Annotated in this window: 19 protein-coding genes, 1 pseudogene and 1 riboswitch; of the genes and pseudogenes, 9 read left to right on the forward strand and 11 right to left on the reverse strand. The window is 45.3% G+C overall.

Annotated elements, in window-relative coordinates:
* Positions 1-25 precede the first annotated feature (25 nt).
* Positions 26-784, reverse strand: a complete 759-nt coding sequence (locus tag M1K58_RS18770; RefSeq protein ID WP_256760411.1) for a TrmB family transcriptional regulator — start codon at positions 782-784, stop codon at positions 26-28.
* 308 nt (positions 785-1,092) lie between these two features.
* Here M1K58_RS18770 and M1K58_RS18775 point away from each other — a divergent pair, with 308 nt between their 5' ends.
* Positions 1,093-2,484: a purine-cytosine permease family protein gene (locus tag M1K58_RS18775; protein ID WP_256760412.1), complete on the forward strand. Its 1,392-nt coding sequence runs from the start codon at positions 1,093-1,095 to the stop codon at positions 2,482-2,484.
* Between the two features lies 1 nt (position 2,485).
* The gene (locus M1K58_RS18780; protein WP_256760413.1) at positions 2,486-3,835 is read left to right on the forward strand and encodes an amidohydrolase family protein; all 1,350 of its coding nucleotides are present in this window, start codon (positions 2,486-2,488) and stop codon (positions 3,833-3,835) included.
* Positions 3,836-4,275: 440 nt separating this feature from the next.
* Here M1K58_RS18780 and M1K58_RS18785 read toward each other — a convergent pair whose 3' ends face one another.
* From M1K58_RS18785 to M1K58_RS18800, 5 genes are all read right to left on the reverse strand, one after another.
* Complete coding sequence (locus M1K58_RS18785) at positions 4,276-4,605, reverse strand: hypothetical protein (RefSeq protein ID WP_256760414.1); 330 nt, start codon at positions 4,603-4,605, stop codon at positions 4,276-4,278.
* A gap of 186 nt (positions 4,606-4,791) precedes the next feature.
* Complete coding sequence (locus M1K58_RS29710; RefSeq protein WP_372339185.1) at positions 4,792-5,088, reverse strand: 5' nucleotidase, NT5C type; 297 nt, start codon at positions 5,086-5,088, stop codon at positions 4,792-4,794.
* Positions 5,057-5,242, reverse strand: coding sequence for a hypothetical protein (locus tag M1K58_RS18790; RefSeq protein ID WP_256760415.1), 186 nt, complete (start codon positions 5,240-5,242; stop codon positions 5,057-5,059). The genes M1K58_RS29710 and M1K58_RS18790 overlap by 32 nt, the downstream gene beginning before the upstream one ends.
* 37 nt (positions 5,243-5,279) lie before the next feature.
* On the reverse strand, positions 5,280-6,239 hold the full coding sequence (locus tag M1K58_RS18795; protein WP_256760416.1) for a hypothetical protein: 960 nt from the start codon (positions 6,237-6,239) through the stop codon (positions 5,280-5,282).
* 65 nt (positions 6,240-6,304) lie between these two features.
* Positions 6,305-6,979: a hypothetical protein gene (locus M1K58_RS18800; RefSeq protein WP_256760417.1), complete on the reverse strand. Its 675-nt coding sequence runs from the start codon at positions 6,977-6,979 to the stop codon at positions 6,305-6,307.
* A 134-nt stretch (positions 6,980-7,113) separates the two neighbouring features.
* Between M1K58_RS18800 and M1K58_RS18805 the strand changes: the two genes are divergently transcribed.
* From M1K58_RS18805 to M1K58_RS18820, 4 genes and pseudogenes are all read left to right on the forward strand, one after another.
* Entirely contained in the window at positions 7,114-8,244 is a 1,131-nt protein-coding gene (locus M1K58_RS18805) for a sensor histidine kinase (RefSeq protein ID WP_256760418.1), read from the forward strand.
* On the forward strand, positions 8,241-8,891 hold the full coding sequence (locus M1K58_RS18810; RefSeq protein ID WP_256760419.1) for a response regulator transcription factor: 651 nt from the start codon (positions 8,241-8,243) through the stop codon (positions 8,889-8,891). Before M1K58_RS18805 ends, M1K58_RS18810 begins: the two co-directional genes overlap by 4 nt.
* A gap of 72 nt (positions 8,892-8,963) precedes the next feature.
* Positions 8,964-9,380: pseudogene (locus M1K58_RS18815) on the forward strand (M48 family metallopeptidase); the annotation flags it as partial.
* Between the two features lie 91 nt (positions 9,381-9,471).
* Entirely contained in the window at positions 9,472-9,885 is a 414-nt protein-coding gene (locus tag M1K58_RS18820; RefSeq protein ID WP_256760420.1) for a VOC family protein, read from the forward strand.
* Positions 9,886-9,966: 81 nt separating this feature from the next.
* On the opposite strand, the gene M1K58_RS18825 is transcribed toward M1K58_RS18820, so the two are convergent.
* The 3 genes from M1K58_RS18825 to M1K58_RS18835 are packed head-to-tail and all read right to left on the reverse strand — an operon-like array spanning position 9,967 to position 13,781.
* The gene (locus tag M1K58_RS18825) at positions 9,967-11,682 is read right to left on the reverse strand and encodes an ABC transporter ATP-binding protein (protein WP_256760421.1); all 1,716 of its coding nucleotides are present in this window, start codon (positions 11,680-11,682) and stop codon (positions 9,967-9,969) included.
* Positions 11,683-11,698: 16 nt separating this feature from the next.
* Positions 11,699-12,679, reverse strand: a complete 981-nt coding sequence (locus M1K58_RS18830; protein ID WP_372339189.1) for a FecCD family ABC transporter permease — start codon at positions 12,677-12,679, stop codon at positions 11,699-11,701.
* 52 nt (positions 12,680-12,731) lie between these two features.
* Positions 12,732-13,781 carry a FecCD family ABC transporter permease gene (locus tag M1K58_RS18835; protein ID WP_256760423.1) on the reverse strand — a complete coding sequence of 350 codons (1,050 nt, stop codon included), beginning with the start codon at positions 13,779-13,781 and terminating at the stop codon, positions 12,732-12,734.
* A gap of 252 nt (positions 13,782-14,033) precedes the next feature.
* Here M1K58_RS18835 and M1K58_RS18840 point away from each other — a divergent pair, with 252 nt between their 5' ends.
* Positions 14,034-15,053: an ABC transporter substrate-binding protein gene (locus M1K58_RS18840; protein ID WP_256760671.1), complete on the forward strand. Its 1,020-nt coding sequence runs from the start codon at positions 14,034-14,036 to the stop codon at positions 15,051-15,053.
* A 124-nt stretch (positions 15,054-15,177) separates the two neighbouring features.
* Positions 15,178-16,791, forward strand: coding sequence for an AraC family transcriptional regulator (locus M1K58_RS18845; RefSeq protein ID WP_256760424.1), 1,614 nt, complete (start codon positions 15,178-15,180; stop codon positions 16,789-16,791).
* Here the strand turns inward: M1K58_RS18845 and M1K58_RS18850 are convergent.
* A complete protein-coding gene (locus tag M1K58_RS18850; RefSeq protein ID WP_256760425.1) occupies positions 16,751-17,788 on the reverse strand; it encodes an NAD(P)/FAD-dependent oxidoreductase in 1,038 nt (345 codons plus the stop codon). The genes M1K58_RS18845 and M1K58_RS18850 overlap by 41 nt on opposite strands.
* 285 nt (positions 17,789-18,073) lie before the next feature.
* Positions 18,074-18,154: riboswitch (ZMP/ZTP riboswitch) on the forward strand.
* A 58-nt stretch (positions 18,155-18,212) separates the two neighbouring features.
* Here M1K58_RS18850 and M1K58_RS18855 point away from each other — a divergent pair.
* Positions 18,213-19,094 carry a bifunctional 5,10-methylenetetrahydrofolate dehydrogenase/5,10-methenyltetrahydrofolate cyclohydrolase gene (locus M1K58_RS18855; protein WP_306220563.1) on the forward strand — a complete coding sequence of 294 codons (882 nt, stop codon included), beginning with the start codon at positions 18,213-18,215 and terminating at the stop codon, positions 19,092-19,094.
* On the opposite strand, the gene M1K58_RS18860 is transcribed toward M1K58_RS18855, so the two are convergent.
* The gene (locus tag M1K58_RS18860; RefSeq protein ID WP_256760426.1) at positions 19,047-19,532 is read right to left on the reverse strand and encodes a DUF2798 domain-containing protein; all 486 of its coding nucleotides are present in this window, start codon (positions 19,530-19,532) and stop codon (positions 19,047-19,049) included. The two genes, M1K58_RS18855 and M1K58_RS18860, sit on opposite strands and share 48 nt — an antisense overlap.
* Between the last annotated feature and the right edge of the window lie 33 nt (positions 19,533-19,565).

Below are 19,565 nucleotides of genomic sequence, written 5' to 3' on the forward strand. Positions count from 1 at the left end.
ATAGGAAGATATCGGCGAACAAGTGTTAATATCTCAACTTGGACAACAGATCAACATATTCAGCATCGTTCTGCAGGATGTCACTATACTTATCACTTAATCTGGTAAGGATGACGTCCCGATAAAAGAAATCTCTAAATACATCGACTAGCTGCTCAGATTTAGTGACGATGGAATGCCATGCGGGATGCTTAGCGATTGCAAAGACGACTTCGGTATCATCTACGACAATGTTTTGAAACTTCTTAAGCTCCTTTTGACTTTCGGTCGGTACAAAATACTTCAGATTTTGTAGCTTCGAATCCATTTCCCCTACAACGTGTACTTCTACATGCACGCCTTGCTTTTCTTTCTCCTCCAATAACGGCAAATAAGCAAGTATAATCTCTTTCCATGTAGAAATGTATATGGTTTTTTTTGCATTTTCGATTAACGAAATGCTATACGCATAAATGGATTCTTCCGTAACCAAATTCCACACCCGATCATCTGGCGTAAACTGCTTTTGCTCAATAAGACTTAATTGTTCAATATCTGATTGGAATTGTGATGTCAGCTTTTGTATCACCTGATCGACTGGGATAGCTCTGTACATTTTTTTCTTCTCAAGCATTGAATCAAGTAGAATGCCTTTGTCGAGCAGTCTGGATATGACTTCGTACACTTTTGCCTTTGGGACGCCGGATTGTTTAGAGATTGCAGATGCTTCTACCGCCTGGCCTGCATTCACCATCATTTCATAAACTTGACTTTCGTATTGTGAGAAACCAAATTTCTGAAGCAAGAGTTCATCCTCCCTAAATCATGATACTGCTATCAGTATATATCATATTAGGGCTGAAACCACTATTGACGAAATGTTCTATATGGGTTACTATCTCGGTAGTAACCATTTATAACATGATAAGTTATTAAATCTAACATTAATTGAATTGGTGAATCCAAATTAGACCGAATGGTGTGATTATATGTTAGATAATTGAACGCTGAACAAGAGTGGAAAGCATGTGAGAACACGTAAACCGATGATGAAGGAAATTTCGTCACTCATGATGACAAGATAACAAAACATACATAATGGAGGGTGATTTTATGAATATGGAACAACATAGCATTGATTATATTCCTGAGTCCGAGCGGTATGGAAAACCTAGAGGTTTGTTCGCAGTATGGTTTGGTGCCAATCTAAATTTAACAACGATTGTGACGGGTGCAGTATTGATCATGCTGGGATTGAACTTATTCTGGAGTATTATTGCGATTATCTTAGGTTCCCTGATCGGCGCTATCTTCGTTGCTTCCCACTCTGTTCAAGGTCCTAAGCTGGGAATTCCACAAATGATTCAAAGCAGAGCTCAGTTTGGTGTTTTGGGAGCGATCGTGCCTATGATTTTCGTGATGTTCGTGTATTTAGGTTTTGGAGTGGCGAACACCTTACTTGTTACTCAAACCTTGAGTGATGTTACACCGATTTCTTCAAATTGGATTATCTTTTTATTCAGTTTGATTTCAATCGTCATAGCCATCTACGGTTATAAATTGATTCATATCACTCAAAAATGGCTTTCCATTAGTGCATTCATTGTATTGGGTATCGCAACAGTACTCGCGTTACGTCTACCGTTTCCCCAAGAGGCATGGAGCATAAACCATTTTGATGTCGCGCTATTCGTGCTAGGCGTTGGTATGGTTACGACGTATATGCTCGCTTTGGCGCCGTATGTCGCCGACTACTCTCGGTATTTGCCATCGAACTCCTCATCGTCCAAAGTCTTTTGGTATACGTATCTTGGGCTTTCGACCTCAACAAGCTGGATGATGGCAATAGGTGCAATACTCGCGGTAGCTTTACCAAGCTTTTCGGATAATTCAGGTGGGGGGTTAGCCGGATTATTTAATGGATATGACACCATCATGTATGTATTGATCATCTATGGTTTGCTCGGCATCAATGTCTTTAACTTTTACGGAGCGTTTATGTCCATTGTGACGACGATCCAGCCCTTCAATAAGCTCAAAGTTACTCCACTTGTGAGGATTGTTATTTTAGGAATCATTATGTTAATCAATATCGGACTGAGCTTATTAGGGGGAGAGGGCAACTTTATTACCTTCTTCATCAACTTTATATTCTTCATGAGTTATTTCCTTATCCCATGGACAGCGATCAATTTAGTCGATTACTTCATACTGCGCAAAGGGCAGTATAGCATCCATGATATATTCGATGTCTCTGGGCGTTATGGGAAGTTCAATTGGATCACGATTTTTGCCTTCTTAGCATCGATTGTCATAGAAGTACCGTTCATCAACACGACCTTGTATGTAGGGCCGATTGCAAACATGCTCGATGGAATTGATCTGGCATGGCTTGTAGGGATCGTATCCGCTTCGTTGCTCTATTATTTCCCGATGAAAGCAAAGCTGGCAGGTCGAATCGGTAGTAAAGGCACACCACAACTTAACAATACTAGAGGTGTTTAATTTGAAGTGTACAGTCATAACAAACGTAGTCATTTTTACAGTAGATCGGACAGATACCCTGATTAGAAAGGGTACAGTAATCGTAAGGGACGGTCTGATTGCAGCCGTAGGCAAGAAGGAAGACATATCAATTCCCATTGATGCAGATGAAATTATAGATGGAAGAGGGCAGATGGCTCTGCTTCCGGGACTGATTGACTCACATAACCATTCCAGTCTAATGCGCGGTGTGGCAGAAGGTCTAAGGTTAGTGGATTGGCTGCCCGTTTATGATCTAGAGCATCGTGCATGTACGGAAGAGGATGCTTATCACGCTGCGAGGCTTAGTTATTTGGAATGTCTCAAGAATGGGACAACAACCATTATGGATATGTACCGTTTTATGCATCGAAGTGCTGAGGCGGCAGGAGAATTAGGAATTCGACTACACTTAGCACCTTATGCAGCAGATGTTCAGCCCTACGATTTCTTCGAAACCGCTAAGGCCAACGAGAAATTAATTAAGACGCATCATATGAGTCAGAACGGGAAAATTCGGGTTTGGATGGGCTTAGAGAATTTGTTTTATTGCAGTGAGGACATGTATAAGGGCGCGATTAGAGCTCAGCAGGAATACGGGGTTGGCATTCATACGCATGGCTGCGAACAAGAGGAGGAAGAGCAGAATATCATCCGAACATTCGGCAAATCCTCTATTGATATGTTAGAGCAAAGAGGGATATTGGGCGAAAAAACGTTGCTTGCGCACTGTGTGTGGGTGAACGATGATGATATTAAAAAAATGGCTGCGACAGGTACGAACTTAGCCCATTGTGCGATTTCGGCAGCTAAGCTGGGTTGTGGGGTGGCGAGAATTCCTTTAATGCTGAAAGAGGGAGTTAACGTATCCATCGGCTCTGACGGAGTTATTGATAATAATAGCATGGACCTTTTTCAAGAAATGAAATTCGCTTCCTTAATTCAAAAAGCAACAAATTACGATGCTTCAGTCATGAGTGCAAAGGAAATGCTGCGTATGGCAACCATTAACGGAGCTAAATCCTTAAACATGGAAAATGAAATAGGCTCCATCGAAGTTGGAAAAAGCGCGGACATGATCTTAGTCGACTTCTTTAGACCCAATCTTCAGCCTGTGTTCTGGAATGAAGAGGAAACCAATCTGTTATGGAATCTAGTATTCTCTGCCAAAGGCGAAAATGTGGATACAGTTATGGTCCAAGGTGAAATCCTTGTGCGCCAAGGAAAATCAACAAAGGTTAGTGAAACGGAAGTCATGATTATGGCACAGACACAGGGAGAGGATTGGATGAGAAGAAGAGAATATCATAAAAAATTGACGGGCCTTGGTTAAGTCATGATTAACTAAAAGCAGAAGCCCCTTTCAAGTCAGACATCAATAAACCGGTAAGCCCCCTGTTACTTTAGGAGGGAGCTCCGGTTTATTTTGTCGTATAACCCCTATTAGAAGCATGAGAACGACTCTATCCTCTGAAGATCAAACCCGGAGAACATCCAGAAGAATCCGTTCCAGCGAAACCCTGAGATGGACGTCCTACCAATGAATACAGGGTAGAACCAGAAGCCAGACCCGTTTCGCGGCCAAATATAAGTATAACGGAACATACATCTGGAAATTGCGCCCGGATCGATGGCTAAAGTTGAGGTAAGAGGCTTAGGGGGAATCGCTTGAGGAGGCGGCGAAGAGGGTGGCTGCATCCCACCTTGCGGTCCCAAGGGAGGCGTAAAGGCCAAGTTAATCACTCCTTTGATCATTGGATTGTCATTACTTACTCAGATAAGAGAGATGGCAAGAAGGTTAAACAGGACGAGAGGGAGCACGAAGTTGCTGTTATTGTTGAAAGGGGGTGGTGGGGGACCAGGGAAGAATGCCCGCGCATAACCTTCATTCGATAGGCGGAGGTGAAGAATTCCCCTGTCGCAATGCACGATGTAACCTTCGAAGACATCTCCGTCCATCGTTTCAACCTTTACCAGTCGATGAGAGTGGTCAGCGCACAGCTGATGAAGATGGACTTTAATGGACTTTAGCATCTGATGAACCTCGGGGTTGCACTGATAGATTGGCGTCAGCTCTTGCTGCACCGTATTGATTGAGCTCATGGTCATGACCTCCATTTCGATCTTGGATTATCCTATGCGAGAGCCTAGTTCGGCGTTACGGCATACCGAAAGACCATCTAAGTTGGTTAAAGCGCAGACATCTTGGGTTTAAAATTGTGGTAGATTCAGATACATAGCAAAGACCCAAACGTCCTCTTCGGAGAGTTTGGGTCACTTAATCAAATTTTATTTTGAATCCAAGTAATCAATATGCTGTTTTACCTCCATCCAGTTCGAGGCACGATAAACAAAATCATTATTAATGGAAAGATTATATGGCTGTTCATATAAAATAACGGGCTTTTTTAGAAGAGCAAACTCCTCAGCATAGTGTGGACCATCATCGATTAATACATCTACTTTTGAATGGATACATTCTTGAAGCTTGTTCTCAACAAGTGAAATGCTGTGAAAGTTAATCTTGTGTAATTTAAGCCATTGGAGGGTAACCTCACGGAATAGTAAAGGTCGAGCAAATGGCATCCCGTTCAGCTTTATCCCACCCGTATAGTCGGTAAATATAAAAATCGTTAACGTCGTCGGGTGTAAACGATAATCCAGACACTTTGTTGTAATATTTCAAATGGGCTGAAGTGGCATCAAGAATGGTGTTATCAATATCTACTCCAATATGCAAGGCATGCAACTCCTAACAAAAATGACTAAAGCACACATTAAAAGTCGAGAGCCTTCTGCTGGCTAACCGACAGTTGTTGGGGTGAATTGGAGGCAGGAGCTGTCGACTCTTTATGTAAATCTAGGGGACGGAACACCAGATTGTATTGATGTGATACGGGTGAATGACCATCTGGGCGCACGCGTAAAGAAGGAATCGAATCCTGTACCTCCCCTTGTCTGGAAGGTCGTTTATCTAGCAGCTCTAATAGTTGCTGAATGAACTGTTCGGGGGAATACTTGTAGGATTGTCCAAGCAACATGAATCGGATGATTGAATCGTCAGTCAGCCCAACCGACAAGATCAATCCTAGCCCCTTTTTTCCATGACCTATAAGACCCAGGCGGTCGATGTCCATCAATTGAATATCCTTTCGTTCACCTTCTTCAGGTGTTAACATGCGGATGGCAATCAAACGGGCGGGTGTTAATAGAAGTAATTTTGCGCCAGCGTTAACGGTGTTCCAGCTCTGAAAATCTTTGTACATACCGACAACAAGTTCATCCGGCCGGATAATTCCGAGATCCTCCAACTCAAACAGTGCCGCATCGTCAACTGGTGCATGGAGTTTAATTCGGGGTTTGACCATGAATTGTAAAAGAGCGATACCGCCGAGAGAATACCCAATCATGTACAAATTAACATCTCCAGACCAGATGTTACCAATAATCAGAAGAAGGATAGCGACTTGGCCTATAGTCAGAACGCGGTTTTTTCGTCTGGGGGTAAGACGATGAAACCAGAAGCCTTTACCGGGTCGATACGTCGAAGGGGCAGTATGTTGGCGATGTAAGAACACTAGTCCAGCAATACAAAGGACTGTCGAACCCCCGCCAATAAGTGCCATCTCCCAATCACCTCCTATGGTGCCTGCCATGGTAAGAAGACCACAAAGGATTGCACCCACCCAAATCATTACCTTTTTCACCCAAAGCGGTTGATTAGACGGATCTATCATCTCCGACACTCCCTGTATGGAAATAAGAATAATAAAATTCTATAATATTTGGAATAATTGGGCAACTACTCATATTGTTGGTTATGGGGGGCTCTTCTGAGCTCCACCCTAGAGATGATCCAAGCAAAGCCGATATAATAACAGAAATTAAATACAGCTACGACCTTCTCATTAGGAGGATGAGGCCCCCATATTGAATTGGCATTGAACAGCACTAGCGATACAAAGACTAGGATCATCCCGTACTTGCTGCCGAAGCATCCCCGATCCTCGGTAGATCTCAAATAGAACAACAGACCAGATAACAAAAGAAGAACCTCAATAAGAAGACTCCAGAAAATACTATGATAAACACCGAAGCCCACTTTAAATGCATTTCCGAGTAAGGGTAGATCTCTATCATGAACGAGCAAGTCCAGCGGCCAGTGGGAGAAAGCAGCTACGGCTAGCAGTAAAGCTGACTTGTGATCTCTTTTAAACGTCGGGATTACTCTGTACAATAGATAGACAACTGCTGACCAGAATATTGCTGAGGCTAAGCCATGCGTATAAGGCATATACGTGAGGTGAATGGGGCTTGCGGGAAGGGTATCGACAGTGTCCGCCTTCTCGATTCCCAAGAGAATAAATACACTCCAAATGACATCCAATAATTGCACGGCTAAAAACAATTGCCATAGCTTAATTGTAGGATCCGTCTTTTTAATGAAATAGCTAATGGAATAATGTCCTGCTAACATCGTAAAACCCTCCTAATTTGAAAATTATGGATGAAGACAATGGCTTCCATGTGATATCGTTAATTTTAGACTTCACTTAAGTCACATGAATACTGACTGTAGTCATCTATTCGTCATATTCAGGAGGAATTGGGTTGCGAGCAACATTCATATTATTACGGCTGGTAGGATACGGCATCGTTTTGATATATGCTTTTACGCAAGCTGGAAGCTGGTCGTGGTGGGAATGGGTAACTAGCATGGGTATTTTCGCCTTCTGTGTGTGGGACCTTTGGAAAAAGCCGAGTGCTCCTGTCCCCACCATGCGTCTTGGAATCGGAATAGAGACGGCTCTTGTTTTTGTATGGGCGTTTGTTATTCAAGATACTGTCGTTCTGTTCGTATTGCTTTCACCTCTTGTTCGATCGTGTGTTCATCTTAAGTGGCAGGACTCCTCCCTACTTTTCCTTATTGAAGTGTGTAGTATAGGGTGGTTTCACCAGTCCTTTCACTCCCATCCCTACCTGTACATTCAAATGATTCTACTGCTAATTGTAGGTGCATACGCGTTTGTTCTAGGGGCGCTGCTAAAAGAGAGAGAAATGACGAAGCGTCTACTCGAGGTGTCCGTATTTGAAAGAGAATTGCGGGCTAAAGAAGAGGAACGTATGCGTATTACCGGACAACTGCATGATCGTACAGGTCAATACTGGTCAGCCATTATAAGGGCACTAGATGTGGCATTGCGGTTGGATGGGGACCGAAGAGAAGAATTTATTACAAAAGCAAGGGCAGCGGCTATGGATGGACTCCAAGAAATGAGAACCGCGGTAACGGAGTGGAATGAAGGAAGGCAAACGCCGTCTGAATGGCTGAACGATATGGAGAATTCCGTCACGCGTTTCAGCCAATTAACCGGGATTCAAGTCCTTCTGGAATTGCCTCCTACAATGGATTGGCATCGATTTGAACATCCTACAGCGATAGCTGAAACGATTGCTCGAACGGTCATCGAGTCGATGACGAACGCGGTTCGTCATGGGGAAGCACAAATCATTGAAGTGGTAGTTGAGGCATTAGATAATGAGGTTCGTATATCCATTAAGGATAATGGAAAAGGGTTTGGTGCCTTCTCTACAAAGAGCTATGGGATTGGCATAAAGACGATGAGAGAGCTTGCACAAGCCGTGGGCGGAAATTGGGAAATAACAAATGCGCGTGAGCAGGGAGCCATCGTTTCTGTGACCCTTCCGTACCACAGGGAAATGGGGGTGGTATCCGAATGATCCAAATCGGTATTGCAGAGGATCAGGCACTAATAAGAGAAAGCTTGGCTATCGTCTTAGCGCTTGAGTCGGATTTCGAAATTTCTTGGACTGCCGAAACAGGGGTTGAAGCTATGGTTCTAACGGAACAAGTGGCACCAGATATTATTCTAATGGACCTAAGAATGCCTGAGATGGATGGAGCCACTGCTATTCGCAGAATCCGTAGAATGAAGCTGAAATCGCAGATGATTGTGTTAACAACCTTCCACCACGAAGAATGGCTTATGGACGCTATTGATGCGGGAGCCGTAGCTTGTTTTATGAAGGAGATTCCTCCCGATTTATTAATAACTGCGATACGAGCAATTTATCATAATAATTGGGACCCCGACCTTTGGACAAAGGATTGGAGAAGGTATGCGCCTGAGATCCAATTTCGCGCGCACCTCGGCACCAATCAAACGAAAGATAATCAAGAAAATTTAACATCAAGAGATATAGATATATGGAGAAAGCTTTGTTCAGGGGCGACGAACAAGGAGATTGCCGCAGATCTTCATTTAAGCGAAGGTACCGTTAAAAATTATGTATCTATTTTATATGCGAAATTGGGAGTCCGACATCGTGCCGAAGTGGTTAATCTAGCGAGAGATCGGATATTTTAAAAATTAAGGCAGTTCATTCTATAAAGACGATGGTGGGCAAGAACATTGGAAAACTCGGATAACGTTGTTGAAAAGGTGCTTTATCTCGGAAAGTTCCACAATATTCATGATTTAATAGAGACTCGCGAGCTAAATGAAGAGGAATTGAAGAGAAATCTCAAAAAGTTCTACATCTCAAGCTGTAAGAAGATTGTAGGGGAAAGAATTAAGAAGTATCAAATGCAACTAAGGGTAAAGCCCAAAACCGTCGAGGTAGTAGAGTCCATAGCCAAGTGGGGAAGCTGTAGTTCGAGCAAGAACTTAACTTTTAATTATCGGCTAGCCATGGCGCCTATTGAAGTTATAGATTATGTGATCATCCATGAGCTCTGTCACCTAATTCATATGAATCACGATAGATCGTTCTGGAGGCGTGTAGGGAGTATAATGCCGGATTATAAAGAGAAGGAAGAGTTCTTAGCTAGATATGGGCATTTGATGACTGTTTAATCCTATGTGGAGTGGGATGTATGGATAGGATTAGGAGGACCTCATTTCGAAGGTAAGTGACAAGACAATTGGATAAAGGGGAGCTAAGAGGATGAAAGTGAAATTAGAGGGCATTACAATATTGTCGAATGATGTTTCCCGTTTGGCCAGCTTTTATCGTGAAGTGCTTGGATTTAAAACCGTTATAGAGGAAGGTCATTATGTCGAATTTGAAAATGACGGAGTTCGTCTTGCGATTTGTTCCAAGCCATTAATGGAGGATAATACGAATGGGCATTATTCATTTATAGAAGAACGTAAGGGACAAGCCTTTGAACTTAACTTCCAATGTGAATCGCCCGAAGCTGTTCGCGCTACTTATCAGGACTATGTCTTGAAGGGAGCCACTTCGATAACAGAGCCGGTGTCCATGTCTTGGGGACATACTACGGGATTTTTTGCAGACCCTGATGGTAATATTCATTCTCTATTTGCGATCAACCCGAGCATTGCGCACTGTGTATAAGCTTTAGACAAACAAAGGGCTGGGATCTCCTCCGTTAGGAGTGTCCCAGCCCTTTGTGGAATGTCCGCATCACATCATTGGTTAGGTGCCGAATTGAGCTCTGTGTAAACGGCTATATACGCCCCCGGAAGTGACTAACTCCTGATGCTGTCCTTGCTCGACGATGCCTTTTTCGTTAACAACAACAATGCGATCCGCATTCTTAATCGTGGCCAATCGATGGGCAATCACGAGCGTAGTGCGTCCGTGCGATAGCTCGGCAAGCGATTGTTGGATAAGGGCTTCTGTTTCCGTATCTAGCGCCGACGTCGCTTCGTCCAGAATGAGAATCGGTGGGTTCTTGAGGAACATCCGGGCTATGGACAGCCTTTGTTTCTGTCCGCCCGATAGCTTCACTCCCCTCTCACCGATCACCGTGTTCATCCCTTCCTGCTGTGAACGGATTAACTCGTCCAGCCGTGCACGTCGGGCTGCTTCCCAGATTTCTTCTTCCGTTGCATTCAGCTTGCCATACAAAATGTTTTCGCGGATCGTTCCAGAGAACAGAAATACGTCCTGCTGAACGATGCCGATCTGTTGCCGCAACGAGCTAAGCTTGACATCGCGAATGTCGACACCATCGACCTTAATAGCCCCAGATTCCACTTCATAGAACCGAGGTAACAGACTGCATAACGTCGTTTTTCCTGCTCCAGAAGGTCCTACGAAAGCAATTGTCTCCCCTTTGTGGACAGTCAGGTCGATATTGCGAAGCACACGCCTGTCGTTCTCGTAACCGAAGGTGACCCCTTCGAACCGGATTTCCCGTTTCAATTCCGCTAGATTCACTGCATTCGGAGCATCTGCGACGTCTGGTTCGGTATCCAGTAGCTCGTTATATCGCTTAAAGCCGGCAATGCCTTGCGGGTAACTCTCGATAATTGCATTAATTTTCTCAATAGGACGGAAAAATACGTTGGTCAGTAGCAGAAAACCGATAAATTCGCCGTAGGATAGTTGTCCTTGAATGACGAACCAGGTTCCGCATACCATGACGAACAGAGTGACAAAACGCATCATCATGTAGCTGATGGAGCCGTTCTTGGCAATCAGCTTGTAGGAAAGCAGCTTCGTCGAGCGGAAACGACTATTGTTAACGTGAAACTGCGCTTTCTCATGCTCTTCGTTGGAGAAGGCCTGTACGACGCGAATCCCCCCGACGTTATCTTCCACCCGGGCATTGAAATCCCCAATATCAGTAAATAGTTGCTCCACTGCTTTCGTCATTTTGCCGTTAAAGTAGACGACTAGCCATATAATTGCCGGCACGACGATAAAGGTGAGAACAGCCAGCTTCCAGTTGATAGCCATCATTAGTGCAAACGACCCGGCAAGCGTCATGACGGCTATGAATAAATCCTCTGGGCCGTGATGGGCCATCTCGCCAATCTGCATCATATCGTTGGTGAGCCTCGACATGAGATGCCCGGTTTTGGTATTGTCGAAAAAACGAAAAGATAGCTTTTGAATGTGATTGAACAGCTTCTTGCGCATGTCCGTCTCGATATTAATGCCCAGCATGTGACCCCAATAGTTGACAATATAGTATAAGAAGGTATTCAGAACATATAAAGCTAACAATCCAATAGACGCCCATAGGATCATCGTCCACTTTCCGCCGGGCAGCAGGTCATCAACAAATCGGTTAACGACCAATGGAAAAGCGAGTTCCATTAAGCCCGCCAACACGGCACAGCCGAAGTCGAGCAGGAACAGCTTCTTGTAGGGTATGTAGTAGGAAAAAAAACGGCGAATCATGGACTGTCACCTTTTTCTATGATTTTGTTCTGGCAAGTAAATACAGGAAGTATGGGGCACCGACTACTGCAACGACGATACCTGTCGGCACCTCGGACGGCTGCAAAATCCATCGTCCAATTGTATCTGCTGTAATGACGAGCAGCGATCCGGCTAATGCAGCGGTGGGAAGGAGAATCTGATGCCGTGAACCAACAAGGGAGCGTGCGAGATGGGGGGCAACGAGCCCTACGAATCCGATTCCTCCGCTTACAGCGACGCAAGATCCGGCTAGACCGACCGCCACAGCAAGCAATACTAGCCTTTCTTTCTCTACGGGAGCTCCTAGTCCGGTGGCGATCTGGTCACCCAGGTTCAGGGTATTCAATACCCTTGACTTATAGAAAGCAAAGGGCAGTAGGACTAGGATCCATGGAAGCAGCGCTAGTACGAACTTCCAGTTGGTTCCCCATATGCTACCCGCCATCCAAGTGGCGACGACTTGATATTTGTCCGGACTTAATCGGAGCGTCAACACAATCGTCGCCGCACTAATTCCTGCCGCCACAGCTACTCCAGTCAGGATCATTCGGAGGGGCAGCAGTCCTTGATGCTTCTTATACGCCAGAACATAGATAAGGGCAGCAGTTAATCCTGCACCGATGAGGGCTAGTATAGGTAGAAGAAATACCGGCGCAGCGTTGGTAGTCGGGTAGAACGAAATAAACAGCATTACCGTCAGTCCAGCTCCGGCGTTAATGCCGAGAATACCAGGATCGGCAAGCGAATTACGTGAGATTCCCTGCAAAATGCACCCCGATACGGCTAGCCCTGCGCCAATCAGAACAGAGATCACAATACGCGGTAGCCGGAAATCGAACAGGATGAGAGATTGTTTTTTTGTTCCCATTCCGAATAATGTATGAATGAGCTCCATCGGACTGAGCTTGATGAATCCGGTGTTCGTGCTAAGGGTAAAAGCAATAAGGATCGATATGCTGAAAATGGCCAACACCATGATATTGCGCTTTCTTCTGCGTCGTTCGACGGCAAGTGATAGAGTGTCCATATTACAGCTCCCTCCTTTCCTTACGTGCCAGATATAGGAACAACGGCACTCCGATGAGTGCAATGAGTGCCCCAACCGGCGTCTCGTAAGGTGGAATGATCATTCTGGCCGCCAAGTCGGCCAGCACGACCAACAAGGATCCTAGCACAGCCGAACAGGGAATAATCCAGCGATAATCGACGCCGACGAAGTATCGGGTCAAGTGGGGGACAATGAGTCCGACAAACCCGACCGCTCCGACAATGGATACAGCCGCTCCAGCGAGAACTAACGTAATGAGGGTTCCCGCCAGCTTCACGATTGTCGTACGTTGACCGAGTCCTCTTGCAACATCATCTCCAAGACTAAGCAATGTAATGGAACGGGATAACGCAATAGCCCCAAGGATCGCTGCGGCGATCCAAGGAAACATGATTTTGAGTTGTGCCCATTTTGTACCCGCAACGCCTCCCGCGTACCAGAAAGCCAAGTCTTGTCCGATCTTGAAGTACAGTGCAATTCCTTCGCTTAGAGCGGCCAGCAATGCGCTTAGAGCCGCCCCCGCCAACACCAATCGAACCGGTGTTAAGCCTCCTTTGGCCAAAGAACCGATGCCATAGACTAGACCCGCCCCAAATCCGGCACCCAAGAAGGAATACAGGATGAGGATCATGTAGGGGAGACCGGGAAAAAAGGCAAAACAGAGAGCGAGTGCGAATCCTGCCCCGGCATTAATTCCGAGCAGTCCAGAATCGGCAAGCGGATTTCGCGTCATCCCCTGCATAATTGCGCCTGATACGGCGAAACACGCCCCGACCATCGCCCCGCCAAGCACGCGTGGTAATCGAAGCTCTTGAATGATTTGATGTTCCGTAATATCTGGATTGAAGCTAAAGACTGCCTCCCATACGATATACAGCTTAGTATCCTTTGCTCCGAACGAAATGGACAATGCGATACCGAACAGCAATGCGATCAGTCCGCCAATTAAGATTAATGTCGCTGCCCACGGACGAGAGTGGAGCTTCCCGACCTTCGAAGCAGTCGTTTCTTCGTATCGTATTTGACTCATTTGTACCATCCTTGTATACCATGATGAATTTCATTGCTTCATATGAGATTCATTCTCAATTACACCCGTAAATTGTAGGTTACGGAGCAGAGAGGTGACAATGGATAAACGTGATTGTTTTTTTTGTACAAAATCAAATACGAACATTTTGTTTCTCCATTGAGCCATACGGTAAAACCCGATATGATGAATTCTATTGATAATGATAATCATTATCTAAATATTGAGCTATTATTTTGGAGGAAGAAAATGATGAGACAGGCAAAAAAATTCACTTTAGCTTTAAGCGTTATTACATTAATGGCGCTCTTGTTACTGGCGTGCGGCAATAATTCCAAGGAACAAGCAGTCGAATCACAACCAAGTAGCGCAAATGCCGAGCAGACTGGTACTCCAGCCCCTTCGGCGCCTGCGACTGAAGATGCCGAAGAAGCAGAACCGGCTACGCGTAAGTATACAGATTATATGGGCCGCGAGTCAGAAATCCCGGTTTCACCTAAGCGCATCATTTTCACAGGGGAAACTTTCAGTGATTTACTAGCCTTAGGTGTAGAGGCGGTAGGTACGGACAAAGAATGGAACTTGGGCACCGTATACGGGGATCGACTGGCGAACGTAGAAGATGTCGGCTTTCCGATCAATCTTGAGAAGACGCTGAATCTCCAACCAGACTTAATCCTCGTAGCGAATACGGATGAGAAGCTCTATGAGCAATTATCCAAGATTGCACCTACGGTGACTTTCGATACGTTCGCTCCATTAAACGAGCGGCTGCCTCTATTGGGCGATCTAGTCGGAAAGAAAGAAGAGGCGGAGAAGTGGCTTGCGGAGTATAATGCCAAAGCGGATGCGATGTGGAAGGAACTTGAGGCTGCTGGAATGAAACCAGGAGAGACGGCCTCCGTCTTCACTTATTATCCTGGCGATCGATTGTTCATCATGGCGCGGGCGGGACTATCGCAAGTATTGTACGAGAAGAACGGGTTTAAGGCTACGCCTCCGATTCAGAAGGTACTGGATGCCAATTCAGGCTTCGAGCAAATTTCTTTGGAAGCACTGCCGGAGTATGCTGGAGATCGAATCTTTATCCTTACTCCTGCAGCGGAAGAGGCACAGAAATCGACAGATGAAATGCTCAAGAGCAAGATCTGGAGTAGCTTGCCTGCGGTTAAGAATAATCATGTCTATACCATTGATATTATTAAATCGGGTAGCGATGCCATCACCAGGGAATGGATGCTACAGGAACTGCCAAAAATGTTCGCAAAATAATCATTTTCTTCAATAGCTAACACACTTATAAGAAGCTTTTCAAGCAATCGTTGAAAAGCTTCTTTCTATTATATATAATGAAATTAATTGATAATCGTTCTCAATTAGGGAGGGATACTTTCAGATGATTAACCAGACATGGGCTTTGGCTCCACTCCACTCCCTGCTTTTTCATATGCTGGAGATTGAGCTGGTCGTTCACCCCGTCGGATGGAGCTCCGGCCAACAAACGACTGATGCCCACACTCTTCTCCTATTTACAGCCGGATCAGGCAGCTTGCTTCTGGATGATAAGTCTGTTCGATTCACAGCTGACAAATGCTATTTGATGTCCCCAGGCACTTCGCTTCAGATTGACAACGAGTATGACAGTGCAGTCCGCTTTTACCGGATTACGTTTACCGCCATTACACTCGGCAGTCCGCTACATGATACATATACGGGGAATATCCTGACTGACCGGCATGAATTAATGGCATATCCCTTCTCCCGATTAATCCGTCTTGCGGAAGAGCTATATGTAGGAATTGATAATAGCTGCGACATCGAATCCTTTAAACAGCGTATTCGGTTCCAAGAGCTGCTCAGTTTCCTGGTCGAACAAAATCTTCAGTCTGATCACCAATTTAACTCTACGCAGTCTGTTGAGAGTACCATTCATTACGTGAAGAACAATTACACTCATAACATTACCGTCAAGAAGCTTGCTCAGTTAGCCAATGTACCAAGCTGGCAGTATACGTCGATCTTTCAGGAATTGACGGGAAAGAAACCGTTGGACTACTTAACAGAGCTTCGCATTAGTCGTTCAAAAGAGCTGCTTATAAATTCGAAAGCCCCCTTAAGGGAGATTGCCCGTCGGGTTGGCTTTGCAGATGAATACTATTTCAACCGCCGCTTTCGCCATACAACGGGAATGACACCCAAACAATATGCTCGTTACATATGCGATACGACAAAAGTAAGGGATTGGACAGGTCATGAAGTGGAAATCCCAACTCAGCCTCAACGGATTATCTATTATGGGGAAACATTCGGGGATTTATTAGCTCTTGGCATTGAAGCCGTCGGAGACTCTATTCATCCGGATCAACTAGAGGAGCTGAAGCCAGATTTGATTATTCTGGCAAGCTCTGACGAAAGGAAGTACAACAAAATTTCTAAAGTTGCGCCTACCGTGACGTTTAATTCCTTTGCACCGCTCGACAAGCGTCTGAAGACGCTCGGTAATTGGCTGGGCAAGAAGCGGGAAGCTGAGCAATGGCTGGATACTTATAACGACAAAGCTCACCTTGCATGGAAACAGCTTCGGAACATTATTGAGCCGGGTGAAACAGCCTCCGTATTTATCTATGATCACGGCAGACGGCTATTCGTCATGGGGGCATCAGGTCTTTCTTCTATGCTCTACCACCCGAACGGTTTTCAGCCAGTTGATAAGATACAGGAGGTGTTGGATGAGGGTAAAGGATTTGAGGAAATCTCCGCAGCAGGTTTACCTTCGTATGCGGGAGACCGAATATTCATGCTGATTCCCGAGAAAGATGAATCCAGAAAAGCGATGGAGGAGATGATGAACAGCGCTCTTTGGCAAAGCCTTCCCGCTGTCCGAAACGGACGAATTCACGTCGTGGAGGCTGAAAAATGGAACTATAGCGATGCCATGACCCGAGAGAGGCTGCTCGATGCGCTGCCTCCTATTCTTCGATCACGCCAAGCTCCCGGTTCTTTTGCTTAAATCGGTCGTTATGTGAGGAAACATAGGCTACCCGGGGTGCTTCTGGGTCCATATACAATTTTGCGCTGTTAACTGCCAGTACAGCATCCGAGAATGCCCCTGCGATCAAGTTTACTTTACTTGGATATTCAGCGAAGTCGCCTGCAGCGAATATGCCCGGCAGGTTGGTCTCCAGCTTGCTGCTCGCGAACACGTTCCAATCATCCATATCCAGGCCCCACTCTTTGATTCCGGTAAAATCGGACTGCAACCCGTGGTTGACGACAATGGCGTCGACTTCCAGTTGCGCGGTATCACCGGTATCTATATGGCTGACCGTGACTTCGTCGATTGTCTCTCCATTACCACTAGACAGTTGAGTAAGGGCGTAAGGTGTACGCACATCTACGGAGGACGATCTCATACGTTCAATGTTCTTCTCGTGCCCACCGAATTGATCGCGGCGATGCACGACCGTTACGCTGCTCGCGATCGGCTCTAGTTCATTAGCCCAGTCTACGGCCGAGTTGCCGCCGCCAGAGATAAGCACTCTCTTGCCACGGAAGGGCTCCAGCTCCTGAACGGTATAATGCAGGTTGGTGATTTCATAGCGCTCTGCCCCTTCAATCTCTAGCTTCGCCATCTTTAGAATACCCCGTCCTAGTGCGAGTATAAGGGTACGCGTCCAATGTCTTTCCCCTGATTCAGCCAACAGCACATATGTCCCGTCCTCTTGTCGCTCTAACCCCGTAATTTGCTGTCCGAAGACGACAGTCGGATCGAAGATTGTTGCTTGATGGGCAAGCTGGGTTATGAGCTGCTCGCACACGACCGGAGCGAAGCCGCCTACGTCCCATATCATTTTTTCCGGATAGATGAGCATGCGTCCGCCTAACTCTTCCTTCGCTTCAATCAGCTTCGTCTTTAGATCACGCATCCCACTATAGAAGGCAGAGTACATCCCCGCAGGGCCTCCGCCGATAATCGTCACGTCATATAATTCCAATGGGTTCGCCACAATAGATCACTCCAGTATGCAATTCATTATACTCACTAATGAGAAGTGTTCTCATTAACGCTTTCCCTATTGTATCTCGCCATCTTCATGCTCACAATGGACAAATAAAAACGGATTTTTGTACAGATTCAAGGATTGATGAGTCCTCCTCTTAGAACAGAAAGCTCACCGAACGGCGATGGTGTGTCTTTGTTTGTAGGTCTAGCTGTCTAATTTAATAGAGCACATTTTCTCAGAAAAAATCATTGTCTTCGCGGGAACGAAGCCGTATGATCTAAGTATATTACGACTGTGTGTGACTGGCGGAGCATGGACTAACCATGAGGGAGCACATAGCATATTTAGCCGTACGCCTGGGCAGAGGTAAGGGGGATACCCCCTTACCTCTTTATGCTTTTATAGCCGAAAAAGGGGTGTGTATGAAATGCTGGAACAAAAACGCATATTGGATGGTTCCTGTGTCGCACAAGAAATTAAGAATGAGTTGTCTGAGAGGGTAAATTTACTTTTAGCAAAAGGAGTAATTCCCTGTCTGGCAACGATTCTTGTTGGCGATGATCCTGCATCTGCCACTTACGTACGAATGAAAGGAAATGCATGCAACCGTCTCGGAATCGAATCAAGAAGGATTAGCTTGGACAAGGACACAACAACCGAGCAACTCATCCACGTTATCCAACAGCTTAACGAGGATAGCGGTGTACACGGAATTTTACTGCAGCATCCTGTTCCTACTCAGATTGATGAGAGAGCGGCTTTCGAATCGATAAGCATAGATAAGGACGTGGATGGAGTCACAACTATGGGATTTGCGCAAAATGCCTTTGGGTTAGCAGCCTACCCATCCTGTACGCCCGCAGCCATTATTGCGATACTTGATTACTACCAGATACCGATCGAGGGTAAGCATGCTATTGTCGTTGGTAGAAGCCCAATATTGGGTAAGCCAGTGTCTCTTATGCTTCTAAACAGGAATGCTACGGTAACGATTTGCCATTCCAAAACAAACAATCTCGATAAAATAGTCGGCTTGGGTGATATTGTTGTGGCTGCTGTAGGTAAGCCGCGGTTTATCCAAGGGGATTGGATTAAAGAGGGAGCGATCGTGCTCGACGCAGGATACAATGCTGGTAATATGGGTGACGTGTATTATGAGGCATGTTTGGAAAAAGCAAGTGCGATCACCCCAGTCCCAGCAGGTGTTGGGCCAGTAACGATCGCAATGCTGCTTAAACATACCGTTGATTCTGCAGAAAGATCACACAGCTTCAGTCATTCTGTTAACCTTAACGAATTTAACAAATAAATATCGAACAGTCGGTCCTACAATGATGAGCTGCAGAGGCAATGCAAATATAAAATTTTTAAAAACGAGTGAAAAGTAACTTTCAACTAATGATTCTCCAATGAGGCTGTTAGATAAATAAGCGGTCACCAATCCGTAAAGAGACATACAGAGAACCATTCCGCTTACCATACAAAGTGCTAGAGATAGGATCACTAAACCCTTCTTAGATTTGTCAAAGGGTAAGGAAAAAGCAATCTTCTTTGCCACTGGACCGACAACGAATATTTCCAATAAGGAAGCAATAATAAAGATGGTAACAAGTTGAATAAGTATTTCCTTTAGGGTTATCGTGCCAAGTAGGTCGTGTGTAAAAAAATTATAAAACATCATGAATACGACCATCCCAGCACACATCATCAATCCAAAATAAAATTCTTCTTTCTTTGTTGTAGGCAATTTCCATCATCCCTTCTGTTTACTCTTGTAATT

The organism is Cohnella sp. WQ 127256, from assembly GCF_024519285.1.
In the GTDB taxonomy this organism is placed as follows: Bacteria; Bacillota; Bacilli; order Paenibacillales; family Paenibacillaceae; genus Cohnella.